Origin of the sequence: Pseudomonas sp. TWR3-1-1 (genome assembly GCF_049896545.1) — a bacterium.
In the GTDB taxonomy this organism is placed as follows: domain Bacteria; phylum Pseudomonadota; class Gammaproteobacteria; order Pseudomonadales; family Pseudomonadaceae; genus Aquipseudomonas; species Aquipseudomonas weihenstephanensis.
Genome location: NZ_JAFCUO010000007.1, coordinates 20,336 through 42,054 on the forward strand (window position 1 = coordinate 20,336; position 21,719 = coordinate 42,054).

21 protein-coding genes are annotated in these 21,719 nt (G+C 60.2%); 10 read left to right on the forward strand and 11 right to left on the reverse strand.

Annotated elements, in window-relative coordinates; all coding sequences use genetic code 11:
- Positions 1-172: 172 nt before the first annotated feature.
- Positions 173-967, reverse strand: a complete 795-nt coding sequence (locus ACP7A4_RS15820) for an AraC family transcriptional regulator (protein WP_426247749.1) — start codon at positions 965-967, stop codon at positions 173-175.
- Positions 968-1,049: 82 nt separating this feature from the next.
- Here ACP7A4_RS15820 and ACP7A4_RS15825 point away from each other — a divergent pair, with 82 nt between their 5' ends.
- Complete coding sequence (locus ACP7A4_RS15825; protein WP_059761691.1) at positions 1,050-2,081, forward strand: bile acid:sodium symporter family protein; 1,032 nt, start codon at positions 1,050-1,052, stop codon at positions 2,079-2,081.
- Between the two features lie 58 nt (positions 2,082-2,139).
- On the opposite strand, the gene ACP7A4_RS15830 is transcribed toward ACP7A4_RS15825, so the two are convergent.
- Positions 2,140-3,414 (reverse strand): acetyl-CoA C-acetyltransferase, encoded by a 1,275-nt coding sequence (locus ACP7A4_RS15830; RefSeq protein WP_059761690.1) that lies wholly within the window; start codon positions 3,412-3,414, stop codon positions 2,140-2,142.
- 122 nt (positions 3,415-3,536) lie between these two features.
- On the opposite strand from ACP7A4_RS15830, the gene ACP7A4_RS15835 reads away from it, so the two are divergent.
- The 7 genes from ACP7A4_RS15835 to ACP7A4_RS15865 all read left to right on the forward strand — a co-directional run bounded on the left by ACP7A4_RS15835 (position 3,537) and on the right by ACP7A4_RS15865 (position 10,502).
- Entirely contained in the window at positions 3,537-4,889 is a 1,353-nt protein-coding gene (locus tag ACP7A4_RS15835; RefSeq protein WP_426247750.1) for a 3-oxoacyl-ACP reductase, read from the forward strand.
- A gap of 3 nt (positions 4,890-4,892) precedes the next feature.
- On the forward strand, positions 4,893-5,747 hold the full coding sequence (locus ACP7A4_RS15840) for a MaoC family dehydratase (protein ID WP_059761688.1): 855 nt from the start codon (positions 4,893-4,895) through the stop codon (positions 5,745-5,747).
- A 149-nt stretch (positions 5,748-5,896) separates the two neighbouring features.
- Positions 5,897-6,202 (forward strand): MazG-like family protein, encoded by a 306-nt coding sequence (locus ACP7A4_RS15845; protein ID WP_048364331.1) that lies wholly within the window; start codon positions 5,897-5,899, stop codon positions 6,200-6,202.
- Positions 6,199-6,948 carry a methyltransferase domain-containing protein gene (locus ACP7A4_RS15850; RefSeq protein WP_426247751.1) on the forward strand — a complete coding sequence of 250 codons (750 nt, stop codon included), beginning with the start codon at positions 6,199-6,201 and terminating at the stop codon, positions 6,946-6,948. The genes ACP7A4_RS15845 and ACP7A4_RS15850 overlap by 4 nt, the downstream gene beginning before the upstream one ends.
- A 24-nt stretch (positions 6,949-6,972) precedes the next feature.
- Positions 6,973-7,599, forward strand: coding sequence for a DUF4136 domain-containing protein (locus ACP7A4_RS15855; protein WP_059761686.1), 627 nt, complete (start codon positions 6,973-6,975; stop codon positions 7,597-7,599).
- A 24-nt stretch (positions 7,600-7,623) separates the two neighbouring features.
- Entirely contained in the window at positions 7,624-8,223 is a 600-nt protein-coding gene (locus tag ACP7A4_RS15860; RefSeq protein ID WP_059761685.1) for a DUF4136 domain-containing protein, read from the forward strand.
- 275 nt (positions 8,224-8,498) lie between these two features.
- Positions 8,499-10,502 carry a pilus assembly protein TadG-related protein gene (locus tag ACP7A4_RS15865; RefSeq protein WP_426247752.1) on the forward strand — a complete coding sequence of 668 codons (2,004 nt, stop codon included), beginning with the start codon at positions 8,499-8,501 and terminating at the stop codon, positions 10,500-10,502.
- On the opposite strand, the gene ACP7A4_RS15870 is transcribed toward ACP7A4_RS15865, so the two are convergent.
- Both ACP7A4_RS15870 and ACP7A4_RS15875 read right to left on the reverse strand, forming a co-directional pair.
- Complete coding sequence (locus ACP7A4_RS15870) at positions 10,499-13,252, reverse strand: PAS domain-containing sensor histidine kinase (RefSeq protein WP_426247753.1); 2,754 nt, start codon at positions 13,250-13,252, stop codon at positions 10,499-10,501. The genes ACP7A4_RS15865 and ACP7A4_RS15870 overlap by 4 nt on opposite strands.
- A complete protein-coding gene (locus tag ACP7A4_RS15875; RefSeq protein WP_426247754.1) occupies positions 13,249-13,689 on the reverse strand; it encodes a TadE/TadG family type IV pilus assembly protein in 441 nt (146 codons plus the stop codon). Before ACP7A4_RS15875 ends, ACP7A4_RS15870 begins: the two co-directional genes overlap by 4 nt.
- Before the next feature lie 71 nt (positions 13,690-13,760).
- Here ACP7A4_RS15875 and ACP7A4_RS15880 point away from each other — a divergent pair, with 71 nt between their 5' ends.
- Together ACP7A4_RS15880 and ACP7A4_RS15885 are read left to right on the forward strand one after the other, a co-directional pair.
- Positions 13,761-14,234, forward strand: coding sequence for a prepilin peptidase (locus ACP7A4_RS15880; protein ID WP_426247755.1), 474 nt, complete (start codon positions 13,761-13,763; stop codon positions 14,232-14,234).
- A 119-nt stretch (positions 14,235-14,353) separates the two neighbouring features.
- Complete coding sequence (locus tag ACP7A4_RS15885) at positions 14,354-15,133, forward strand: response regulator transcription factor (RefSeq protein WP_426247756.1); 780 nt, start codon at positions 14,354-14,356, stop codon at positions 15,131-15,133.
- Positions 15,134-15,260: 127 nt separating this feature from the next.
- Here the strand turns inward: ACP7A4_RS15885 and ACP7A4_RS15890 are convergent, their stop codons facing one another.
- From ACP7A4_RS15890 to ACP7A4_RS15920, 7 genes are read right to left on the reverse strand one after another with little or no spacing between them, the layout of a single operon-like run.
- Positions 15,261-15,530 (reverse strand): DUF3613 domain-containing protein, encoded by a 270-nt coding sequence (locus ACP7A4_RS15890; RefSeq protein ID WP_059761679.1) that lies wholly within the window; start codon positions 15,528-15,530, stop codon positions 15,261-15,263.
- Positions 15,531-15,543: 13 nt separating this feature from the next.
- Entirely contained in the window at positions 15,544-16,236 is a 693-nt protein-coding gene (locus ACP7A4_RS15895) for a tetratricopeptide repeat protein (RefSeq protein ID WP_059761678.1), read from the reverse strand.
- Between the two features lie 14 nt (positions 16,237-16,250).
- Positions 16,251-17,135: a type II secretion system F family protein gene (locus ACP7A4_RS15900; RefSeq protein WP_426247757.1), complete on the reverse strand. Its 885-nt coding sequence runs from the start codon at positions 17,133-17,135 to the stop codon at positions 16,251-16,253.
- A 1-nt stretch (position 17,136) separates the two neighbouring features.
- Positions 17,137-18,021, reverse strand: coding sequence for a type II secretion system F family protein (locus ACP7A4_RS15905; protein ID WP_426247758.1), 885 nt, complete (start codon positions 18,019-18,021; stop codon positions 17,137-17,139).
- A 10-nt stretch (positions 18,022-18,031) separates the two neighbouring features.
- Entirely contained in the window at positions 18,032-19,309 is a 1,278-nt protein-coding gene (locus ACP7A4_RS15910; RefSeq protein WP_426247759.1) for a CpaF family protein, read from the reverse strand.
- A complete protein-coding gene (locus ACP7A4_RS15915) occupies positions 19,306-20,496 on the reverse strand; it encodes a pilus assembly protein (RefSeq protein WP_059761674.1) in 1,191 nt (396 codons plus the stop codon). The genes ACP7A4_RS15910 and ACP7A4_RS15915 overlap by 4 nt, the downstream gene beginning before the upstream one ends.
- On the reverse strand, positions 20,493-21,719 hold the full coding sequence (locus ACP7A4_RS15920; protein ID WP_059761673.1) for a type II and III secretion system protein family protein: 1,227 nt from the start codon (positions 21,717-21,719) through the stop codon (positions 20,493-20,495). The genes ACP7A4_RS15915 and ACP7A4_RS15920 overlap by 4 nt, the downstream gene beginning before the upstream one ends.

Here is a 21,719-nt window from a genome sequence, read left to right on the forward strand (position 1 = left end):
CGAATGTCACTCGTTATACGGCAATCCGCGCATCTCGGGGAGAGGGGCACCGTGTTCCAAGTCGCTTGCAAGCACTCCCTGTGCAGATAAATCTCGTCTGTCGCCTCGTGCGTCAAACGCTCTGGATGATAGACGAGCGCCAGATTTTGAACAGCGTCTAATCCTTGCGGCCTCAACCTTGGCGAAACAGCTCCCCCGGTGTAAAGCCAAACATTTTTTTGAACGCCGCGATAAACGCCGAAGTGGACTCATACCCGCAGGACAGAGCGGCACGAGTGACATGCCCGCCCTCCTCCAACACCCGCAATGAGGCCAATAAGCGCGCCCGCTGACGCCAGCCGCGAAAGCTCAAACCTGTCTCACGCTGAAACAATCGCATCAGGGTTTTGTCTGACATGCCCAAACGGGCCGACCACAACCCCACGTTGACTTCGGCATCGGGCGTTGCAATTAATTCATTGCACAACACCAGCAATCGCCCATGACGCGGTAACGGCAACGAAAAACCGACCTCAGGCAAGTTCGCCAACTGGTCCAGCAGCACCTGCACCAGCCGCTGCTCAGGGCTACCACCTTCGGGGTAGTTCACCGGCAATGCACAAAAGCTTTTAATCAACTCGCGGGCCAGTGGCGTGACCTCCAGCACCCGGCACTGTTCGGGCGCCCAAAGACAATCCTCGCGGCGCACATACAAGCTGCGCATTTCCGCGCGCATCGAGGTGAGCACCTCATGCTCCAGCCCCGCCGGAATCCAGATGCCCCACTGCGGTGGCGCAAAGAAGCTGCCTTCGTTGGTATGCACGCCCAGCACGCCGCTAATGGCGTAGGAGAACTGCACCCAATCGTGCTGATGGCGTGGCGTCCACGAACCGGCGCCCAAACTCTCGGCCCGCGCATAGAGCGGTCGCGGCAGCACAGCAAGCTCAGGTATTGCCCGCTGGGGGCCACGTTGTCCGTTTGGCGGCATGAATTGGCCTTATATCGCAAGACGACTATTAAGGCCGACGTTAGGCTATGTCATCAATTCTTACAATGTCCCGGTACCTGCCATGTCCGTGCTCAAACACTTAAAACGCGTATTCACCGACTGGTTTCTGTGCGGCATGTTGCTGGCGACATTGCTGGCGTATGTGTTTCCGCGTTTCGGCAGCACAGGTGGCGCCATGCACGCCGAATGGGTGATCAACATCGGTGTGTTTCTGGTGTTTTTCCTGCACGGGGTCAACCTGTCCAGCGAGCAAATCAGTCACGGCCTGAAAAACATGCGCCTGCACCTGATGGTGCAAGGCTTCACCTTCATCGTCTTCCCGCTGCTGTGGCTGCTGGCCGACACACTGCTGGGCACGCGCATTGCGCCGTTGCTGATGCTCGGCTTCTTCTACTTGTGTGCCTTGCCATCGACCATTTCTTCTTCCGTGGCGCTCACCGGCAGCGCAGGCGGCAACGTACCTGCGGCAATTCTGAATGCCAGCCTGTCGAGTGTGCTGGGGATATTTTTAACCCCGTTACTGGTGAGTTTCGTGGTGGGCAGCGGCTCGGGCGGGATTGATCTGGGTGCCACCCTGCTCGATCTGTGCGCCATGTTGCTGCTGCCCCTGGTGCTTGGCCAACTGGTGCGCCCGCTGTTGGGGCGCTTCTTCGCCCGTCACAAGCGATACACCAACATCGTCGACAAAGTGGTGATCCTGCTGCTGGTGTACGCCGCGTTCTGCAACTCGATGGTCTCGGGGATGTGGCAACAACAAGGGGCTGCGGTAATCCTTGGCGCCTTCATCGGCAGCGCGTTGTTGCTCGCGGCGATCTTGTGGATGACCACCCGCACCGCCCGCGCCCTGAAATTCAGCACTGCGGATGAAATTGCCGCGGTGTTCTGCGCCAGCAAAAAATCACTCGCCGCCGGTGCGCCGATGGCCGCACTGATCTTCGGCGCCAACCCGGGGCTGGGGCTGATTTTGCTGCCGATCATGATCTACCACCCATTGCAGTTGATCGTGTGCTCGGTGATGGCAGAGAACTACGCAACGCGCACTCGGCAAGAGGCACAACACCTCGTTCGCGCGGCGGCCCCCGCTCCGTTGTAGGCGCTGGCGAAGGGGCGAGTGTTTGAACCTCTCAAAGCTCGCAGCCTTCGGGCCTGGGTTAACGTTCGATGATGGCGGTTACACCCTGCCCGCCCGCCGCACAGATCGAGATCAACCCGCGGCCACGGCCTGCGGCGTCGAGTAACTTGGCCAAGTTGGCCACGATGCGCCCGCCCGTCGCGGCAAACGGGTGCCCCGCCGCCAGCGAGCTACCTTTGACGTTGAGCTTGCTGCGCTCAATGGCACCCAGCGGTGCGTCCAGGCCCAGCCGGGTTTTGCAATACTGGGGGTCTTCCCACGCCTTCAACGTGCACAGCACCTGCGCGGCAAACGCTTCGTGAATCTCGTAGTAGTCAAAGTCCTGCAAGCTCAAGCCATTACGCGCCAGCAGCCGTGGGACGGCATACACCGGGGCCATCAGCAAACCTTCGCCACCCTGCACGAAATCCACCGCTGCCGTTTCGCCGTCCCGCAGATAAGCCAAAATGGGCAACCCTTGGGCCTTGGCCCACGCTTCACTGCCCAGCAACACGACCGAGGCGCCGTCGGTCAGCGGCGTGGAATTGCCCGCCGTCAGCGTGCCTTTGGCACTGCGCTCAAATACCGGCTTAAGGGCAGCCAGTTTTTCCAGGGTCAAATCCGGGCGCAGGTTGTTGTCACGGGTCAGCCCCAGAAACGGCGTGACCAAATCATCTTCCCAGCCCTCGTGATACGCCGCCGCCAGCGCCTGATGACTGTGCAAGGCCAAGGCATCCTGCTCGGCGCGCGGGATGGCCCAGGTTTGCGCCATCAGCTCACAATGCTGGCCCATCGACAACCCGGTGCGCGGCTCGCCATTACGCGGGAACGCAGGCTTGAGAAACTGCGGGCGCAATTGCAACACCGTCTTGAGCTTGTCCAGCGGTGCCTTGGTGCGATTGAACTGCAACAGCCATTTGCGCAGGCCGTCATTCAACCCGATCGGCACATCGGACGTGGTGTCGACACCGCCTGCAACCCCGCACTCGATCTGCCCCAGCGCAATTTTGTTGGCCACCAGCAAGGCCGCCTCCAAGCCGGTGCCACACGCCTGTTGCAGGTCGTAGGCCGGGGTTTGCGCGCACAGCCGCGAGCCGAGCACGCACTCACGCGTGAGGCCCAAATCCCGCGAATCCTTCAGCACGGCCCCGGCCACCACTTCGCCCAACCGCTGGCCGTGCAAGTTAAACCGTTCGATCAGCCCTTCCAGCGCGGCCGTCAACATCGCCTGATTACTGGCGTTCGCATACGGCCCATTAGCGCGGGCAAACGGAATTCGATTACCGCCAATAATCGCCACACGGCGCAGAGTCATACGTTTTCCCCTTTGATTGAGTCGCCATTTGTCGTTACAAGCGTAGGCGTTATCACCCTTAACGAACGACCCTTGTCTTTTAGTGGTCAACCCTTTGAACCCCATGTGTCGGAGAGTGTTCCATGTCAGACCGTTATATCGACTTCGCCAACTCATTCCTCGGCCAGCGGCTGGTCAGTGCAGTAGGGCTTGCGTCACCGGTGCGACTGGAACGCTGGCAGGCTGGCCGCTTGCGTCCGGTCGAAGGCCCGTTACTGCTTGGCGGCGGACCGTTGGTCGGGCAAGTCAATCACTTTGCCAGCAAGCTCACCGACGCGGTTTTCAGTTATGGCCCCGAACCGCTGGTGGCCACCCCGTGGATTCCAGGCCAGGGGCCCACCCTCAAGGCCGTGGTGTTTGATGCCAGCCACCTGCTGCACACCGATCAACTCAAGCAACTGCGCGAGTTTTTTCAGCCATTGCTGCGCAGCCTGCAACACAGCGCCCATCTCGTGATACTGGGGCGCGCGCCCGAAACCCTGAGCGACCCGTTTGCCGCCAGCGCCCAGCGCGCGCTCGAAGGCTTCAGCCGTTCATTGGCCAAGGAGCTGCGCAACGGCAGCACCCTGCAACTGCTGTATGTGGCCGAGGGCGCCGAGGACCAGCTCGAAGGTGCGCTGAGGTTCTTTCTGTCACCCAAAAGCGCGTTCATCAGTGGCCAAGTGTTGCGCCTGACCCCGTGTGCAACCCACGTCACCGATTGGACGCGGCCGCTGGCCGGGCGCAAGGCATTGGTCACCGGGGCGGCGCGCGGCATCGGTGCCGCCATCGCCGAAACTCTGGCCCGCGATGGTGCCGAGGTCACGTTGCTCGACGTACCGCAGACCAAAAATGACCTTGAAGCGCTGGCTGCGCGTTTGGGCGGGCGCAGCATCACGCTAGACATTTGCGCGCAAGACGCCGCCCCACAGCTCATCGAGCAATTGCCGGACGGTGTCGACATCGTGGTGCATAACGCCGGTATCACGCGGGACAAAACCTTGGCCAACATGACCCCCGAGTTTTGGGACGCGGTGTTGGCGGTCAACCTCAACGCCCCGCAAGTGCTGACCAAAGCCCTGCTGGACAGCGGCACCCTGCACGATGACGGCCGGGTGATTGTGCTGGCGTCCATCAGCGGCATTGCCGGTAATCGCGGGCAGACCAACTACGCCGCCAGCAAAGCCGGGCTGATCGGTTTGGCCCAAGCCTGGGCACCGTTGCTGAGCGAGCGCGGCATCAACATCAATGCGGTGGCGCCAGGGTTTATCGAAACCCAAATGACCGCGCATATTCCGTTTGTGCTGCGTGAAGCAGGCCGACGCATGAGTTCACTGGGCCAGGGCGGCTTGGCGCAAGATGTTGCCGAAGCCGTGGCGTGGCTCAGCCAGCCGGGGTCAGGCGCGATCAGCGGGCAGGCGCTGCGCGTGTGTGGCCAAAGCCTGTTGGGGGCATGAGCCATGAACGTTAAGTGGCTCGACCTCGACACTGCGCCGCACTTGCCCGCGCTCTATGCCCATGCCGCGACCAAACGCAGTATCACCGGCGACACGTTGCCCGAAACAGGATTGCGCTGCTGGGTGGCGGTTCAAGCCAAACCGCTGCAAGCGTTTCGCGCTGTCTGCGATGTGCCCGATAGCCCGCTTTTACCGCCGACGTATCCCCATGTACTGGCCTTCGGGCTGCAAATGCAGTTGCTGAGCGACCCACACTTTCCTTTCCCGCTGCTGGGGCTGATTCACCTGAGCAATCAGATTCGGGTGTTACGGCCTATGGGCGGCGTCACCCAATTGCGCATTGGCGTCTACGCGCACAACCTGCAAAAGCATGCCAAAGGCGCGACGTTCGACGTGGTCACTCAGGTGGATGACCTGCTCGGCCCGCTGTGGGAAGCGCAAAGTACCTTGCTGTGCAAAGGCGTGGAAATGCCGGGCGAGGTACCCGAGCATGCCGCCAGCGTGGTCAGTGGCATGAGCGAACTGACGCGCTGGTACGCGGCAAACGACATTGGGCGCCGCTACGCGAAAGTGTCCGGTGACTACAACCCGATTCACCTGAGCACTGCCAGCGCCAAGCTGTTCGGTTTGCCGAGTGCCATCGCCCACGGCTTGTGGCTCAAAGCCCGCACGCTGGCGGCACTGGGTTCACACCTGCCCGCAGCGAATATTGAGATCACCGCCGACTTCAAAAAGCCGGTGCGCTTGCCCAGCGAGGTTATTTTGCTGACCAGCGCGGCGGGTTCCAGTGGCGACTTTCAGCTCAATGGCCACGGGGACCTGGTGCACATGACAGGGCGCTGGCGACCGTTGGGATAACGCGTAATCGCGGCGGTAAACCCCGTAGGCTGCGAAGCGTTGCGTCGCCACGGGTTTGGCGACAGACAACGCGCAGCCTGCAACAGCGACTACTTGCACCAAGGCGCATTCAGTCGCAAGCTTTGCGCCTTCTGGAGAGCACACCTGCAATGAACCTCGACGAACTGACCCAACGCCTGCACCGTATCCGCGATAACAACGACTGGAAGCCCTTTCACAGCCCGAAAAACCTGGCCATGGCGGCCAGCGTCGAAATGGCCGAGCTGGTGGAGATTTTTCAATGGCTGAGTGAAGACCAGTCGCGCCAGCTCCCGGCTGAAAAACTGGCACACGCCGGTCAGGAAGTAGGCGATATCGTGTTGTATCTGTTGTTGCTGTGCAGCGAACTGGGCCTGGACATGAACGAAGTGGTGCGCAGTAAATTAGCCGACAGCGAAAGGCGTTTCAGCAAATGAGTGACCGTCACTTCGATCAACTGGCCACCCGCTTCGCCGAAAAAATCTACGGCGGCGCCAAAGGGGCTATTCGCCTGGCCGTGTTACAGGCCGACCTTGAAGAGTCGCTGCCAAAACGCCCGTTGCGCGTGCTGGATATTGGCGCGGGGCTTGGGCATATGTCGCTGTGGCTGGCCCAGCAAGGCCACGACGTGACCCTGGCCGAACCGGCCGCGCCCATGCTCGACGGCGCACGTCAGCGCTTCGCCGAAGCAGGCCAAAGCGCTACGTTCATTCAAGCCTCATGGCAAGAACTGCCGGGCCAACTGACTGAACCTTACGACCTGGTGTTGTGCCATGCGGTCCTTGAATGGCTGGCCGAACCCCACGCGATCTTGCCCGTGCTGCATCAACTGACCGCTAAAGACGGCTGGCTGTCACTGGCGTTTTATAACCGCGATGCGCTGATCTATCGCAACTTGCTCAAGGGTCACTTTCGCAAGATGCGCAAGAACGACATGGCTGGCGAAAAACAAAGCCTCACCCCACAGCAGCCGCTCGACCCACGGGAGCTGGCAACGGCGATGCAAGGCTTATGGCAGGTCGAAACACAAAGTGGCGTGCGCGTGTTTCACGACTACATGCCGGTCGAGTTCCAGGCGCGCGCCGAACTTGACGCGCTGGTTGAAATGGAACTGGCGCACCGTCGCCATCCCGCCTTCGCAGGTTTGGGCCGCTACCTGCATTGGGTGTGCCGCCCGGTTTAATCGCTCACGTTTGAGGGGAGCCTCATGTATCGCCGCGTTGGGTTAATTGTTTTGAGCCTGGGGCTGGGCGCCTGCCAAAGCCCCAACCCTTATACCGCCACCTCGCTGCCGATGCCGGGTGCACCGGCGCATGCCGCCAATGCAGTGGACTTAAGCGCCTACCCGGCCCCGCCCCGCGATTACGGCCGCTACCAAAGCTGGGGCTGGCTCAAGGGTCGCCTGCCCGCAGGAACGGCGTGGGCCGACTCGGCACAGATCGCCGACGCGGTGAGTAATGCGCTCGATCAACGCGGTTTGCGCCCGGCGCAACCCAACCAGGCGCCTGACCTGTGGGTGAGCGCAGATTTACACACAGAAAAACGCTTGCGTCAGGTTCAGGACGACTATGGTTATGGGGCTGGATACGGCGGGGTCTATGGAGACCGTTATGGTCGCTATGGCAACCAATACGGTATGTACAACACCGTGCCCATCGTGCGGACCTACGAAGTGGAAGTCATGGTAGTGCGGCTCAGCCTGTATGACGGTAAAACCGGCGAACCCGTGTGGAGTTCCAGCGCTGAAACCAGCAGCAAGGGCAGCCTGAGCGAACGCGAAAAAGCGTTGCGCGAATCGTTGAACACAGCAACACAGGCCTATCCTCCTCATTAAGACTTGTTGAAGTGGAGAGTCATCATGCTACGTCGTATCGCGCTCGTGGGGCTGGCGCTGTTACTCAGCGCTTGCGAATCCATGCAAGTCACACACGATTACAACCCTTCAGTCGACTTTGCCAACTACCAGACGTGGGCCTGGAAAGAACCCGCCCTGCAATTTGTGCCCAATAACCCGATGCTTAAAAGCGACCTGACCCTGCAACGCATCACGCAGGCGGTGGCGTATCAGTTGGACCAGCGCGGGTTGCGCCAGGTGACGCCTGCTACCAAGGCCGACCTGTGGGTGCAGACCTACCTGATCGTCGCCGAGCGCCAGGAGCAAGTGGTCACTAACTACGGTTATGGCTACGGCGGCCCTTGGGGTGGACCGTGGGGCGGTTATTGGGGCGGCCCATGGGAAGGTTACTGGGGCCGCCCGGCTTACGATGAGGTGCGCAACATCAACTACCAGGTGGGCACGTTGCAGATCGACCTGATAGATGCCAAAACCGACAAGCTGGTATGGCGCGGCAGTGCTGAAAAGGTGGTCGACACCAGCCCCACGCCTCAAGAGCGCAGCGCCGCCATCCATGAAGCAGTGAGCAAAATCCTCAGCGACTACCCGCCTAAGCCGAAATAGGGCCACGGGTGCGCATCGTTAATCGCTGACGTCTATTGCGCGGCTGCGTAGCGGTCGTAAAACCCTGGAATGTGGTGCATCAAGCACAGCGCCGTTATCAGGTTTACGATCGCTTCGCACTCGCACGTTGCCTTCGGCCACTGCGACGGTGGCCATGAGTTGGCCGCTCAGTCACCAAAGCTGGCAACTCGCCAGCGCACGGCGCACACCTTGACTACACTCCTTTTCACCCTTGGAGAGTTGCGCTCGGCAGCAAGCCGGCAAAGGAGTGCTCGATGTCTCCCCAATTGCGTGGCGTGTGCTTAAGCGGCCCCCGGCAACAACGGGGTGCAATCGGTTTGATCGCAGCACTGACCCTGGGTCTGGTGCTGTTGTTCATGTTGCTGGTGGTGGACAGCGGGCGCTTGTATCTGGAACAGCGCAAGTTGCAACGGGTTGCCGATGTGGCCGTGCTGGAAGCCGTCAGCCGGGGCGGCAATTGTGCAGCAGCCGCCGGTTCGAACACCGCCACGGTCTACTCCGTCGCCAGCGCCACACGCAACAGCTTCACGCCCTCTACCACCCAAACGGTGAGCGCCACCTGCGGCACGCTGATTACCGGCAGTGACAAACTGCGCAGGTTCAGCGCCGATGCGAACAAGTCCGACGCCATCCGCGTTATCACCACCACGGTGGTCCCGACCAGCGTCGCGGGTGGGTTATGGGACCTGTTTTCCAAAGGCACCTTTGGCTTTAACACCCGGTTGACGGCAAGTGCGGTGGGGGCGTCACCCAACGCCACACTGGCGCAAATCAGCATTCGCAGTACATTGGCGAGTGTCACCACAAATTCACAGGCCGCCGTGCTCAACGCCGTGATCGGCGGGCTGGCGGGGGGCAGCCTCAACCTGACCGTGGGGGGCTGGGATGGGCTGATCAAGAGTGATATCAACCTGCTCAGCTATATGAACCAGTTAGCCATTGACCTGAAATTGACCGCGGGGGATTACACCAGTCTGCTTGCAGCCAAAACCAACCTGACGCAACTTATCCAAACCGCCGCCACCGTAATGAATGCCAACGGTGCAACCGCCGATGTGAAAGCGGCGTTGTTGGGGTTAGAAACGGCCGTAAAACTAAACCCCGCTGTGGTCACGCTGGGCGATTTGCTCAAGCTGCAAACTGCAAGTTCCACCGCCGGGCTAGACGCCAATCTACAACTGATGCAGTTGCTTCAAGCATTCCTTCAGGTGGCGAATGCCAACAACGCCGTAGCCCTGACGTTGCCGGTCAACATCCCGGGCGTTCTGAGCGTCACCGTGCGTTTGAAAGTGATAGAACCACCGCAGTTTTCAGTGGTGGGCGACCCAAGCAAGCAAAACCTCTTCGTACGTACAGCGCAAGTTCGGGCATTGATTTCGTTGAACGTTCCGTTATTGAGCAACATCGCCGGCTTAACCAATGCCATCACCGACCTCGTCGGCGGTCTGACGCCGGTCCTCAACAGTCTGCTGAGCCTCAATCTGGTCGCCACATTGGGTAATGCGCTTTGCCTGCTGGGTGCTGGTTGCCAACAGCTCGACGTTCTTCTGCTACCCACCCCGCAAATTGATATCAGTGTTGATGCCGCCTCTGCCACTGCGCAGGTCACAGGGTATACCTGCCCGACAGGTAGCAGCGGCACCAAGAGTTTGACGGTTGCAACGACCAAGTCGTTGGCAACCATCCGGGTAGGTAAAATTGATCCTGTCACGGCATTCGCTTCCAGCGCCCCGCCTACGCCTCTGGCGGTGCCAATTGTGGATGTGGGGATAAAAACGTGTCACCGCATTCTGGGCCTGATCGGCACCTGCGGCGATCGCACCCCATTCGCAGGGGGCGGAATCGGCCTGACGGTGAACGCACAGGTTGCTCCGTCGCCCTCTTCGCAGACGCTGATCTTCTCCAAAAACAGCGTCCCGGATTACACCCCTACAAATCTCAAGCTGCCACCGACCATTCAAAGCACACCGGCCACCCAGGACGTTATCAACAGTCTGGGTACGACCCTGGCGGGTGTGAAAATTCAGGCGTATACCCCGTCGAACAATAATCCGTTAAGCACCGTTGTCCAAACTGCGACAAACGCCATCAGTGGAGTTGTGACGCTGCTTTTACCTTCGCTGACCAGTTTGCTGGGTTCTCTGCTGGACCCAATTGTTAACAGTCTGCTAAAGACCCTCGGCATCAGCCTGGTCGATGTACAAATCGGCGCGAACCTCACCTGCGGGCAAGGCGGGCGTGCTCAATTGGTGCTTTAAGCGGTTGCAACCACGCCCGGCAACGTCACGCAAAACCGTGCGCCGTGTTCGGTGTTGCTGACGCTCAGACGCCCGCCCATGTTGTCGATGATCCCGTAGCTCACCGACAGCCCCAGCCCGGTGCCAACGCCAATCGGTTTGGTGGTGAAGAAAGGCTCAAAAATGCGCTCCAGCAACCGCGGATCAATCCCGCCCGCGTTGTCTTGGACCCATAGCTGTACAGCGTCGTGATCAGGTTGCAGGCCAAGGGCGATCCAGGGCTGGAAGTCGCGATCAGTCTCACGTTTGCTCAGCAGCGCATCACGGGCATTGACCACCAGGTTGATCAGCACTTGCTCCAGTTGATCGACGTGACCGCGCACTTGCGTCAGGCTTTGCAGCCCTTCACAACGCACCTCAACCCCTTTGCCCCGCAACCCTTCACTGAGCAACGACAAGGTGCCTTCGACGGCAACCGCAGGGTTGAACAGGTGTTGCTCTATTTCCGAACGCCGCCCAAATACCCGCATGTGATCCACCACCCGCGCAGCGCGTTGCACTTGGGCGTCGATGCGGTTGAGCTTGTCTTGCAGGTAATCAATTTGCACGTCGCCGTTGCTCAGGCGCTTGAGCACGTTGACGATGGCCATGCGCATCACGTTCAACGGCTGGTTGATCTCGTGCGCCAGCCCGGTCGCCATCTCGCCCAGGGTGGCCATTTTCGCGCTTTGGGTGAGTTGCTGTTGCGCACGCCGCACCTCGGTGTTGTCGCGCCCCACGGCCTGCACTTCGATCAACTGCCCCTGCGCATCAAATACGCCACGGTCCGACCACACCCACCACGCGTGTTCACGCCCCGGCAGTTGCAGGCTGATTTCGGCGGTGCTGACCGGGAACTCGGGGGTCAACGTGGCCAGGCGCTGCACAAACGCCTGATGCTGCTGCGCCGATAACCAACGGCTCAAATTGATCCCCGGCAGTTGGTGCGGCGCGCACTCCAGATAAGTTGCCAAGGGGCGGTTGCCAAAGCTGAGGGTCAGGTCGGGGCTGTAGCGACAAATCATCGCCGGTGAGTCTTCGACCAGCATGCGGTAGCGCTCTTCGCTGTGCCTGACCCGCTCAGCGGCCTCGCTCGCTTCGGTGATGTCCAGCCACAAGCCCACCGCTTCGACGGGCAAGCCCAAATCGTCGCGCAGCAGTTTGGCCTCATCGAGCAGCCAGTGATAAGCGCCGCCTCGATCACGCAGTCGATAGCGGCTGCTCACGCTGCCTTCACGCAGCAATTGGCGTGTGCGTGCGAAGTACTGTTCGCGGTCGTCGGGGTGTACCCATTCAATTAATTCGCCTGCCGTGCATTCTTCCAGCGTCCAGCCCAGCAAGGGCTGCAAACTGGCGCTGAAGAAGACGGGCAGTAACGCGCCCTCGGCATAACGTTGTACATAAATCACTGCGGGCGAACTGGCGATCACGCTGTCGAGCCGGGCATGCGCCGCAGCCGCCTGTTGCTGCTGGTTTTTAATGTCGCTGACATCGAGCATATAACCCACGATGCGTCGCGCGTCGCCTGCCCCCAGCACTTGCCCCTGAAGGCGATACCACATCGCAGGTTGTGTGCTGTCAGCCTGATGCAACCGGGCGCACAGCAAGCAAGCCTTGTCATGCACCAGCAGCTCATTGAAACGGCTGGCCACTTCATCGCGATCAGCCGGGTGAAACAGCCCCAGCCATTGCTCGCGAGACAAATAAGCGCTCTGCCCCGGCACCACACTGGCCGCCAATGGCGGCGCCAGCTGGAGTTGCTCAAGGGCTGGCGACCACTCCCACCAGCCGCTGCCCAGTAACCCTTGCAACGCCTCCATGCGCTCCATCTGCCGGGCATGTTGAACCTCACGCAAGCGCCCCAACAACGGCCCTGCCAACGCCGCGCAGACTTGCAACCAATCGTTATCGCCCATCGCGGGCGGATGCGCAGAGGCCGGGTACATCCCCAACAACAACCACGCGCACACGCCCTGATGATCGCTGTAAGGCACCAAAAAACCGTCGGCATTGGCGAACAACCCGTTGAGCCTTGAATGTTCGCGGTTGCCGTGAAGGGGTTCAAAGCGCTGGGGGGCCTGGCCGTAAAGGCTGTCGAGTGCGCTGCCGGCGGGTTGATCGACCTCCCAGAGCGCCGGGGCGTCATGGCGATGAAACGCGCTGTAGATCGTCCATCCCGCTTGCGCGTTATCCGCTAAGGCCAAGGCGACGCACGGCACATGCCAGAGCTGCGCCACCTGTTGCAGCATGTCGCTCACCACCGCCTGTAAACGTGAAGGGCTGCATTGGCGCACTTGCTCGCTCATGTGCGTGGTGAGCAGTTGGCAACGTTCGCGACTGTGGGCCTGTTGGTTGCCCAGCAAGAGGTCGCTGATGTCCAACAGTTGCAGCAGCCAGCCGTCAGCGTGCGGTTGCACCCAGCCCCGGGTGTGCACAACGTGGCTGCCTGCCCCTTGAAACGTGAGGTCCAGACTTTGGCCCTGCCAGTCCACTGGCGTGCCTTCGAGTGCCAGCGTGCTGCCGGGCACCAGATAATCAATCAGCAAGCGCGCAGGGCCATTGCCCATGACCACACCGTGATGCTGCGCGCCGTGTATTTCCAGAACATGGCCCTGCGGGTCGAGCCGCACTTCAATCCCCGCCTCCAGGCGCGGCGCCGAACGGGCGGGCACAGGTGAACCCTCATGAGTGCGGCCCAGCAGGCGCCCGAACAAACGCTCGCCGGTGATCAAAATTGCAGGCTCGACTGGGCCGTCAACGTCGTCGGCAGATTGGGCACCCTGATGTTACCCGGCAGCACCAGCACTGGCAGGACCGTACTCAGCGCCGACGACGGCAGGCTGACCGTGACCGTCAAAACACCCGCGCTGTAAACCGCCGTTTTCTGCACGCTGCCCTTCAGGCCCGTGGGCACCCACGACAGTTGTTCGCCCAGCACGGTCAGCGCGCGCGCCTGCACATCCGCGGTGTAGGTACTGGGTGACACGGTGGGGTCCAGCGCCACACTGCGGCGCACCGCCTCAGCCGTCGAGTGATGGAATGATTGCATCAGCAACAGCGGCAAGCTGTAGCTGACAATCCCGTAAAACACTGCAAAAAACACCACAAACACCAGCGCAAACTCGATGGCAGCCGCGCCTTTTTGTTTTGTGCGAAGGCCTGTTTTCATGACTGCGTCTACCCTGACAACCACACGTCATATCAGCATAGAATCATTCGCCAAAAAGGGACGCCGAATACGTGACGCATTTAATCGTTCTGTTCATGTGGTTAGCGGCGTGTGCCATTCAAGACCTGTATCAGCGCCAGATCGCCAACACCTTAACGTTGGGTGGCACAGGGCTGGCGTTGTTGTACCTGCTCTGGAACGGCCATACCTGGCTCGGCGCGCCGGCCAGCGAGGGCGGCCTGGCCCTGCTGATTGTGCTGCTGTTGACACTGCCCGGTTACGCGCTCAATAAATTCGGCGCCGGTGACGTGAAGCTGCTGATCGCACTTGCTCTGGCAACCGATCGTCTGACGGTACTGGGCACGTTTATCGGTGCAGGTGTGTGCTTGCTGACGTGGACTCTTTTCGCGTCAAAAATCTTCCCGCTGATCTATCAACGGGTTACACCCTCTGAGACCCCGCCACTGGACGCCGCGCCAAAAAAAGCCCCCTTCGCGCCCTTCCTGCTGGCAGGTTTTAGCCTGACGACACTGTGCCTGACGTAGTTCAGACATAGGATTAGCTCCATGTACAGCGTGGGAAAGTAGGTCTACTTTTAAACAAGCTTCCTCAAGAAGAGGAAAGCTGGACGCCCTTAATTGGCTTGCCAGGCATGGAGTAACGCGTGAACACGCCCAGTCCTCTAATAAAAGTAATGGTGGTCGATGACCAACCGTTGATTGTCGAAGAACTCTGCGAGTTTCTGGAGAGCAGCGGTTACCGCTGCGTGCCATGTGCGTCGGGCCGTGAGGCGCTCGAAAGTTTCAAGGACGACCCTGAGATCGGTCTGGTGCTGTGTGATTTGCACATGCCCGACATGAATGGCATCGAACTGACCCAACACCTGCAAAAATTTGCGGGCAAAAAAAGGCTGTTTGAAAGCATCCTCCTGACCGGTCGCGCCGACAAACAAGACGTGATCAAAGCGCTGCGTTGCGGGGTCGCCGACTACTATCAAAAACCGGTCGACCTCAACGAATTACTCGAAGGTATTCAGCGTCAGGAAACACTGTTGCGCGAACGAATGAAGAGTGAACAACTCGGGCATTTGAACCAGAAGCTACAGTTCCTGGCCGACTCCATTGACGACCTCTACCAAGACATGGAAGCCGTGCGCCGCCCGCCTCGTACCACCTCCAGCGACACGGGTTCAAGCGAGGACAGCAACGCCTTGATGCCTGCCATCTTCCAGCAACTGTCGCCGCGCCAATTGGACGTGGCCCGGTTGGTGGGCAAAGGCCAGACCAACTATCAAATTGCCTGTGATCTGGGCATCACTGAAAACACCGTCAAGTTGTATGTCTCGCAGGTACTGCGCCTGACCCACATGAACAACCGTACTCAGCTGGCACTGGCCTTGTCCCCCAACGCCAACGCGCAACAGCACCGGTTGACGGCGCACTGACCCTTCCCGCGCTGTAGGCGCTCCGCCAGCCGGAGCGCCGTGGTTGAAGCCGCCGCACGCAACCTGCGCCAGCGGCTACGCACTGCATCCAGGCCGTCATCCGCTACCTGGGCCGCGACAGCCCCCATCAATTGGACTTGCCGCTCCCGCCACTCGATTCCTGTTTGTAATACTCGGGAATCTCATGGTCATAACTTTTCAACAAGCGTTGCAGGCTTTGTTCGCGCTCTTGCGGGGTGACCGTTTGCGGCACGGCTGACTGCGCTTTACCGCTGACTTGAATTTGCAACCAGTTTTCGGTTTCTTGCTGATAGGTGGACGATGGCCCAGGCTCGATGGCCCACACGCTCATCGGCATTACGGCCAATAACAACCCCATACGCACTGTTAACGGCATGGCACACCTCCAATTATTTTATGGCTGCAACCTGATCACTGGCCGCTTTGGCTGGCACCTTGAGCGCTTGGGCGCGCGCTTGGGCATCGCTCACTTGTTGCGGGGTCAAACCGGCACGCGTGACCAGCTCCGCCGCCTGCTGCCAGTTGTCCTGATAGATCAACAACGTCACCAAATTCAACGCCGCCAACCCGTCATCTTCCTTGCTCAGTTCCAATGCCGTCAGAAACTCGAAACGCGCATCGTCAACACGCAACAAATTCAGATACACCACGCCCAAGTCATTGCGGATGTTGGCATCGGTGGGCGCCAGCCGGGCGGCATTTTGCAGATACGTCAGCGCCTGTGCGTTGTCCCCACGCCCCACCGCCAACTGGCCCAGGCCATGTTCACCGTCAGCCGCCAAACAGGTGCCCAGCAACCCGCGATACAGCGGCTCAGCTTCGCTGCGCCCCAACTGGCGATAAATGCGCGCCTTGCGCAACTGCACTTGCCCGTAGCGCTCGGGCAGGCTTTGCAGGTTGGCCAGGCTGGCGTGCAGCTTGCCTTGCTTGGCCATGTCATCCGCCAGGTTCATGGACAGCTCCTGATCGCCACTCAACTTGGCGCAACTGCTGTTCAGGGCCAGCCACGGCGGATTACTGGCCCCAGGGGTCGCGCAGCCGCCTAACATCAGCAGCCCAAACGCAGCGATCACAGCTTTCATGCACACACTCCTGATCATGAGCCAAAGGCCCGTGAGATCGCGATAATGCTCGGCCCGCCCAATACCATCAGCAAGGCCGGGAACAGAAACAACATCATGACCACCGACATCTTGGCCGACATTTTTGAGATGTATTCCTGCATACGTGTAAGGCGCCGGTCATCGAGCAGGCTTTTCAGTGCCTGCAATGACTTCATCGCGCCGCCACCCTGTTGAATCAATTGCTGAAGAATCACACACGTGTCATCAAACTCGTCCACGGCCAGCAAGCTCGCGGCTTTTTGCAGTTCCTGGCTCAGCTCCAGCCCCGAGTCCACCCGGGCCAGCACCAGTCGCAACTCTGCGGTCAGCACCGGCAATAACTGTCGTGCTTCTTGGCTCAGTACCCGTAAAGCCTGTTCAACCGCCATGCCGGACTCAAACAGGATGCGCAGCAACGGGATAAACGTTGAAACTTCAGTGGCCACCTGCTGTTGACGCCGAACGGCTGCGAACGCCAATAAACGCTTGGGCAGCAGATAGCCAACCGCCATGCCTAAAAGCAGCACGATCCACACGTTGCCCGAGCGCGGATACAGCACTTCATGGCCCACAAACGTCAACCCGGCCACCACCACCGGGGTGCCAATCTGGAGCGCGGCAAACACCGAGCGCTGACCCGCTGTGCGCCAGCCCACGCGGTTGAGCAGTGTCTGTGTTTCGGAGTCGAGGGTGATGGAGCGCTGGCCGATTTTGCTGTTGCCCATCGCCCGCAGCCACACATTGAGCTTGCCGGCCCTGGTGGTCTCACCTTGTAAGCGCTGGACCACACGTTGCTGACGCAGGCGTTGCTGGATCACGGCATTGATCACCAGCGCCAAAGCGCCCAGCAGCAAAACGGCACTGATCAGCAACGCCATGTCATACGCTCCTTACCATCCGCCACAGCGCTAAACTGCCCATCACCTGCATCGCCAGAGCTGCCAGCAGTAAATGCTGCCCCGCTGAGTCGTTCCATAACTTGGGCAAATAGGCCGGGTTGGTCAGAGAGAAATACGCCACTAAAAGAATCGGCAGCACGCCAAGCACAATAGCGGTGATGCGCGTTTCACCGGTCATGGCCTTCAGTTGACGAGCGCCCTGATCACGCTCGCGAATCAGCACAATCAGGTTTTCCAGCAATTCGCTGGCGTTACCGCCATAGCGATGGTTGACCCTCAAGCCGAGCGCAAACAGACGAAACTCTTCACGTTCATACAACTGGGCAAAGTCTTGCACCGCGTCGGGCAAGCTCACGCCCAGCTGTACGTTGCGCGACACACGGCTGATGCCCGTTTTAAGCGGATCACTCGACGCCTCAATGGCCAGGAGCACGGCGTCAGCCAACGTGCGACCGGCCTTCAAGCTGCGCACGCAGTGATCAAGCAACTGCGGCAGTTGCTCAACCATGCGCCGCACCCGACGTTGATAGCGCCAACTGATGAACACCCTCAACAGCAACGGCGGCAGCAGCACACCCGCGATGAAAAATGACCACCCGCCCAGCAAACCAGCCACCGCGATCACACCCGTCCACAGGCCAATCCACAGCCCCAGGCGTTCAGAGGGCCGCCCTAACCCGGCTTGCAAAAAGGCCCGGTCCAACCAGGCCACGCCCACCGCCTTGGCGCCCGATTGAGGCTGCCCTTGGGCCAGGCGATCAAGCACCCGGCTGGTGGCAGGATCGCGCATCACATGAAAAACAATAAACAGCCCCAAGCCGAACATCAGCACCGCGAGCAAGAGCAATATCAGGGCCGGGATCATGGGCAGCGCCTCAACCGTGGAGATTCACAATCGGTTCACGACGCAATTTGTCGCCCGCCGGGTTGAGTGCTTCGCGCATAAAGCCAAAACCGGTGCGCCGGTCCAGTCGAAACAGGGTGTTGGTCACGTAAACGTCATCGCGCACGCCGACCACTTCCAGCACCTCGCTGACACAGCGGCGCCCATCGGGCATGCGCGTCAGTTGAATAATCACATCCAGGGCGGCGCAGATCATTTGGCGCAAGGTTTTCTCTGCCACCGTGCGCCCGGTCAGGCCCACCAGGGTTTCCAGGCGCAGCAGTGCATCCTGCGCAGTGTTGGCGTGCACGGTGCTCATCGAGCCGTCGTGGCCGGTGTTCATCGCCGTCAGCACATCGAGCACTTCGACGCCGCGAATCTCCCCCAGAATGATGCGGTCGGGGCGCATGCGCAGGGCGTTGCGAATCAAGTCGCTGGCTTTGACTTCGCCGTGGCCTTCGGCATTCGGCGGGCGGGTTTCCAGACGCACGACGTGCGGGTGCCCCAACTGCAATTCGGCGACGTCTTCAATGGTCACCAGGCGCTCGTACGGGTTGATCAACTGGCTGAGGATGTTGAGCAGCGTGGTCTTGCCGGTGCCCGTACCGCCGCTGATCAAAATGTTGCAGCGCTTGCCCACCGCCTCTTGAATAAACTCGTAAATCGCCTGGTCGATGGTTTGCATCGCCATCAGGTCAGTGCTTTTAAGCATGTCTTTACGAAACTTTCGAATCGACAGGCACGGGCCGTCCAGCGCAATCGGCGGGATGATCGCGTTCACCCGGCTGCCGTCCGGCATGCGCGCATCCACCATCGGCGAGGACTCATCGAGCCTGCGCCCCAGCGGCGCCAAAATACGCTGCATCACCCGTTCAACGTGGTGATCGTCAATAAAGCGCAGCTCGCTCTGGTGCAGGATGCCGTCGCGTTCAACAAACACCCGGTGCGGCCCGTTGACCAGAATCTCGGTAACGCCCGGGTCGCGCAGCAGCACTTCCAGCGGGCCGAAACCGGTCAGTTCGTCGACGATTTCTTCCGCCAAACGCTCCATTTCATAGCGCGAGATCGCCAGGTGCAGGCGGGATACGTACTCGGCAACTTTGTCCGTCACAAATTGCGACAACACCTGACGGGAGTCTTCAAGCAGGTTTTTGCCGGACTCTTCGATCGCATCGATGATGTAGCGATGCAGCACCAGTTTCAGGCTGTCGTGATCAGCATGCCCATTCTTGGTATGCAGGCCCGCACCGAATAATTTTTCGCCGCTCATTTAACCCCCCACAGGCGGTTCAACCAGTTGGCAGACGGTTTTTCCAGCCCCTCGGAACGTTTGGCAAAGCGCTCGCCCAAGGTTTTGAGGCCCTGACTCAGCGCTTCGCGCGGGGCCAACTCGAACAGGGTGGTGGCCTGGTTTTTGGCGTTCATGCGCAGTTCGTCGCTGGGGGGCAAGGTGGCCAGCACTTCAAGGCCAAAACTTTTGGCCAGTGCATCGGCGTCCGGCGCGACGCCGCGCAGGTAACGGTCCACCAACAGTCGCGCATGTTCGAGCTTCATGCCCTTGGCGCGCCACAGGTTGAGAATGGCCAGGTTGCGGCGGCAATCGAGTACGTTTTGATCGGTGTACCACAGCAACTTGTCGCAATGGCTGACAAAGGTGCGCAAGGCTTCACTGTCAGGCTGGCCCGTGAGGTTCACCACAATGTGCTGGAAGTGCTGACGCAAGGCGCTGAGCAACATGTACAACTCGGCGGCGCTGGTGTGCTCCAGCGGTTCGTCGCTGTCACTGTAGGCCAAAATCCGCATCCCGCCGGGGGCGGTGGTAAAGGCACTGTCGATCAGCGTGCTGTCCAGGCGGCGCAAATGCCGCAAGGCGTCGCCAAAGTAGAACGTGCTTTCAAGGCCCAACATCGCAATGCTGTCGCCACGCGGCAAACCCAAATCCAGCAACAGGGTGTGTTGACCGCTCTTTTGCACCACCAGCCCCAGATGACTGGCCAGCAACGCGCCGTCCGCATTGCACTGCGCGCTGTACATCACGGTCAAGCCACCCAGTTGCGCGTTCGGCGTGACCGCTGGCAGACGCTTGCTCAGGCGCCGCACCAGCCCTGCGACCTCGCTGGAACGCGAACCATAGGCGACAAAGTCACGCGCTCCGGCGCGCATGGCGTTGAGCACCAGTTGGTTGTCCATGCCATCGCCCAACGCAACAATCGCCAGCATCGGCTTGGCTTCCAGCGCGCCTTCAATCAACGCGCACTGGGCCACGACTTTTTCGCGGTCCAGCCCCACAAATACCAACCCGGCGAAGGTCACATCCACCAGTGCCAGCAGCTCGTCCAGGCTGCTGGTGCCCGCCCCCACCACTTGCCCCAGTGGCGCCAGCGCCCCCTGCAACCATTCAAGATCGGTGTTGTTGCGCGTCAGTGCGAGAAACGTCTGGCTCAGGCTTTCGCTCATTTGGATAACCCGCTACGGCGATTGAAATTGCCGTTTTCAAGGAAATACAGGCGATACCAATTGGGGTCGTAGTTGCGCAGTTTTTCGCCCGGCAACGACGGCAGTTGCGCGTTGGCCGCCAAGGGTTGAATCAAATGCGGGGTGACAATCATCAGCAACTCGCGCTCTTCGCGGCTGATGTTGGAGGAGCGGAAAAACGCCCCCAGAATCGGGATATCGCCCAGGCCGGGAAATTTATCCACTTGGGAGCTGTTGCGCGAGCTGATCAACCCACTGATGACAAAACTCTCGCCGTCGGCCAGCGAGATGCTGGTGTCGGTGCGGCGCACCGTCAGGCCGGGCACCAGCGTACCGGCGATGTTCACCGCATTGGTGTAATCCAGCTCACTGACTTCGGGGGCGACTTTGAGCAGGATGCGATCACGGCTCACCACTGTCGGGGTCAAGGTCAGGCGGATACCGAACTCCTTGTACTCAATCGACACGTTATCGCTGCCGCTGCTGGGCACCGGGATCGGCACCTCGCCTCCCGCCAGAAACGTCGCACTTTGACCGCTCAACGCGACCAGGCTTGGACGCGCCAGGGTGTAGGCAAAACCGCTGCCTTCCAGGGCATTGATCATCGCCCTTACCCGCCCGCCGCCAAAGCCGATGTTGAAGTACTTGTTATTGGCGGGAGGGCCGCCCGTGATGATGTTTTCGGCCGTGGTAATCAGCGCCCCAGGCGAGCCGAGCAGAAAGTTGCTGCCCATGCCAAAAATCGAAGTACTGGCTTCCTGAAGCTTGGTGCGGCTGACTTCGACAAAACGAATGTCGGTCTGTACCTGACTGGGCAAGGTCGGGTCTTCAGAGGGCGCAAGGGACGCCGTGGTGAAGCCGGTGCTGGCCTTGCCTTTGACGAACACCATGCTCTGGCGTGGCGATTTGGAGCACGCGGTCCAGACCATCAAGCTGGTGGTGCCGGGGGCGACGCCCGTGAGCAGAAAGGCACTGTCACCATTGGCCTGCACATCGGCAATGCTCGGGTCGCCCACTGCAATGCGGGTAATGCTGACCGGCGAATCCAGTGCTTGCTGGGTGCCTTGCGCCACTTCCAATACGGAGGGCAATGCCCCCAATGACGCGCAACTGGCCGAGGCCGCCGCGGCCATTTGCACACACACACCACTTAACACCAGCGTCCAGACAGCGCGTTTTAACAGCGGCACACAACGTTGACTCAT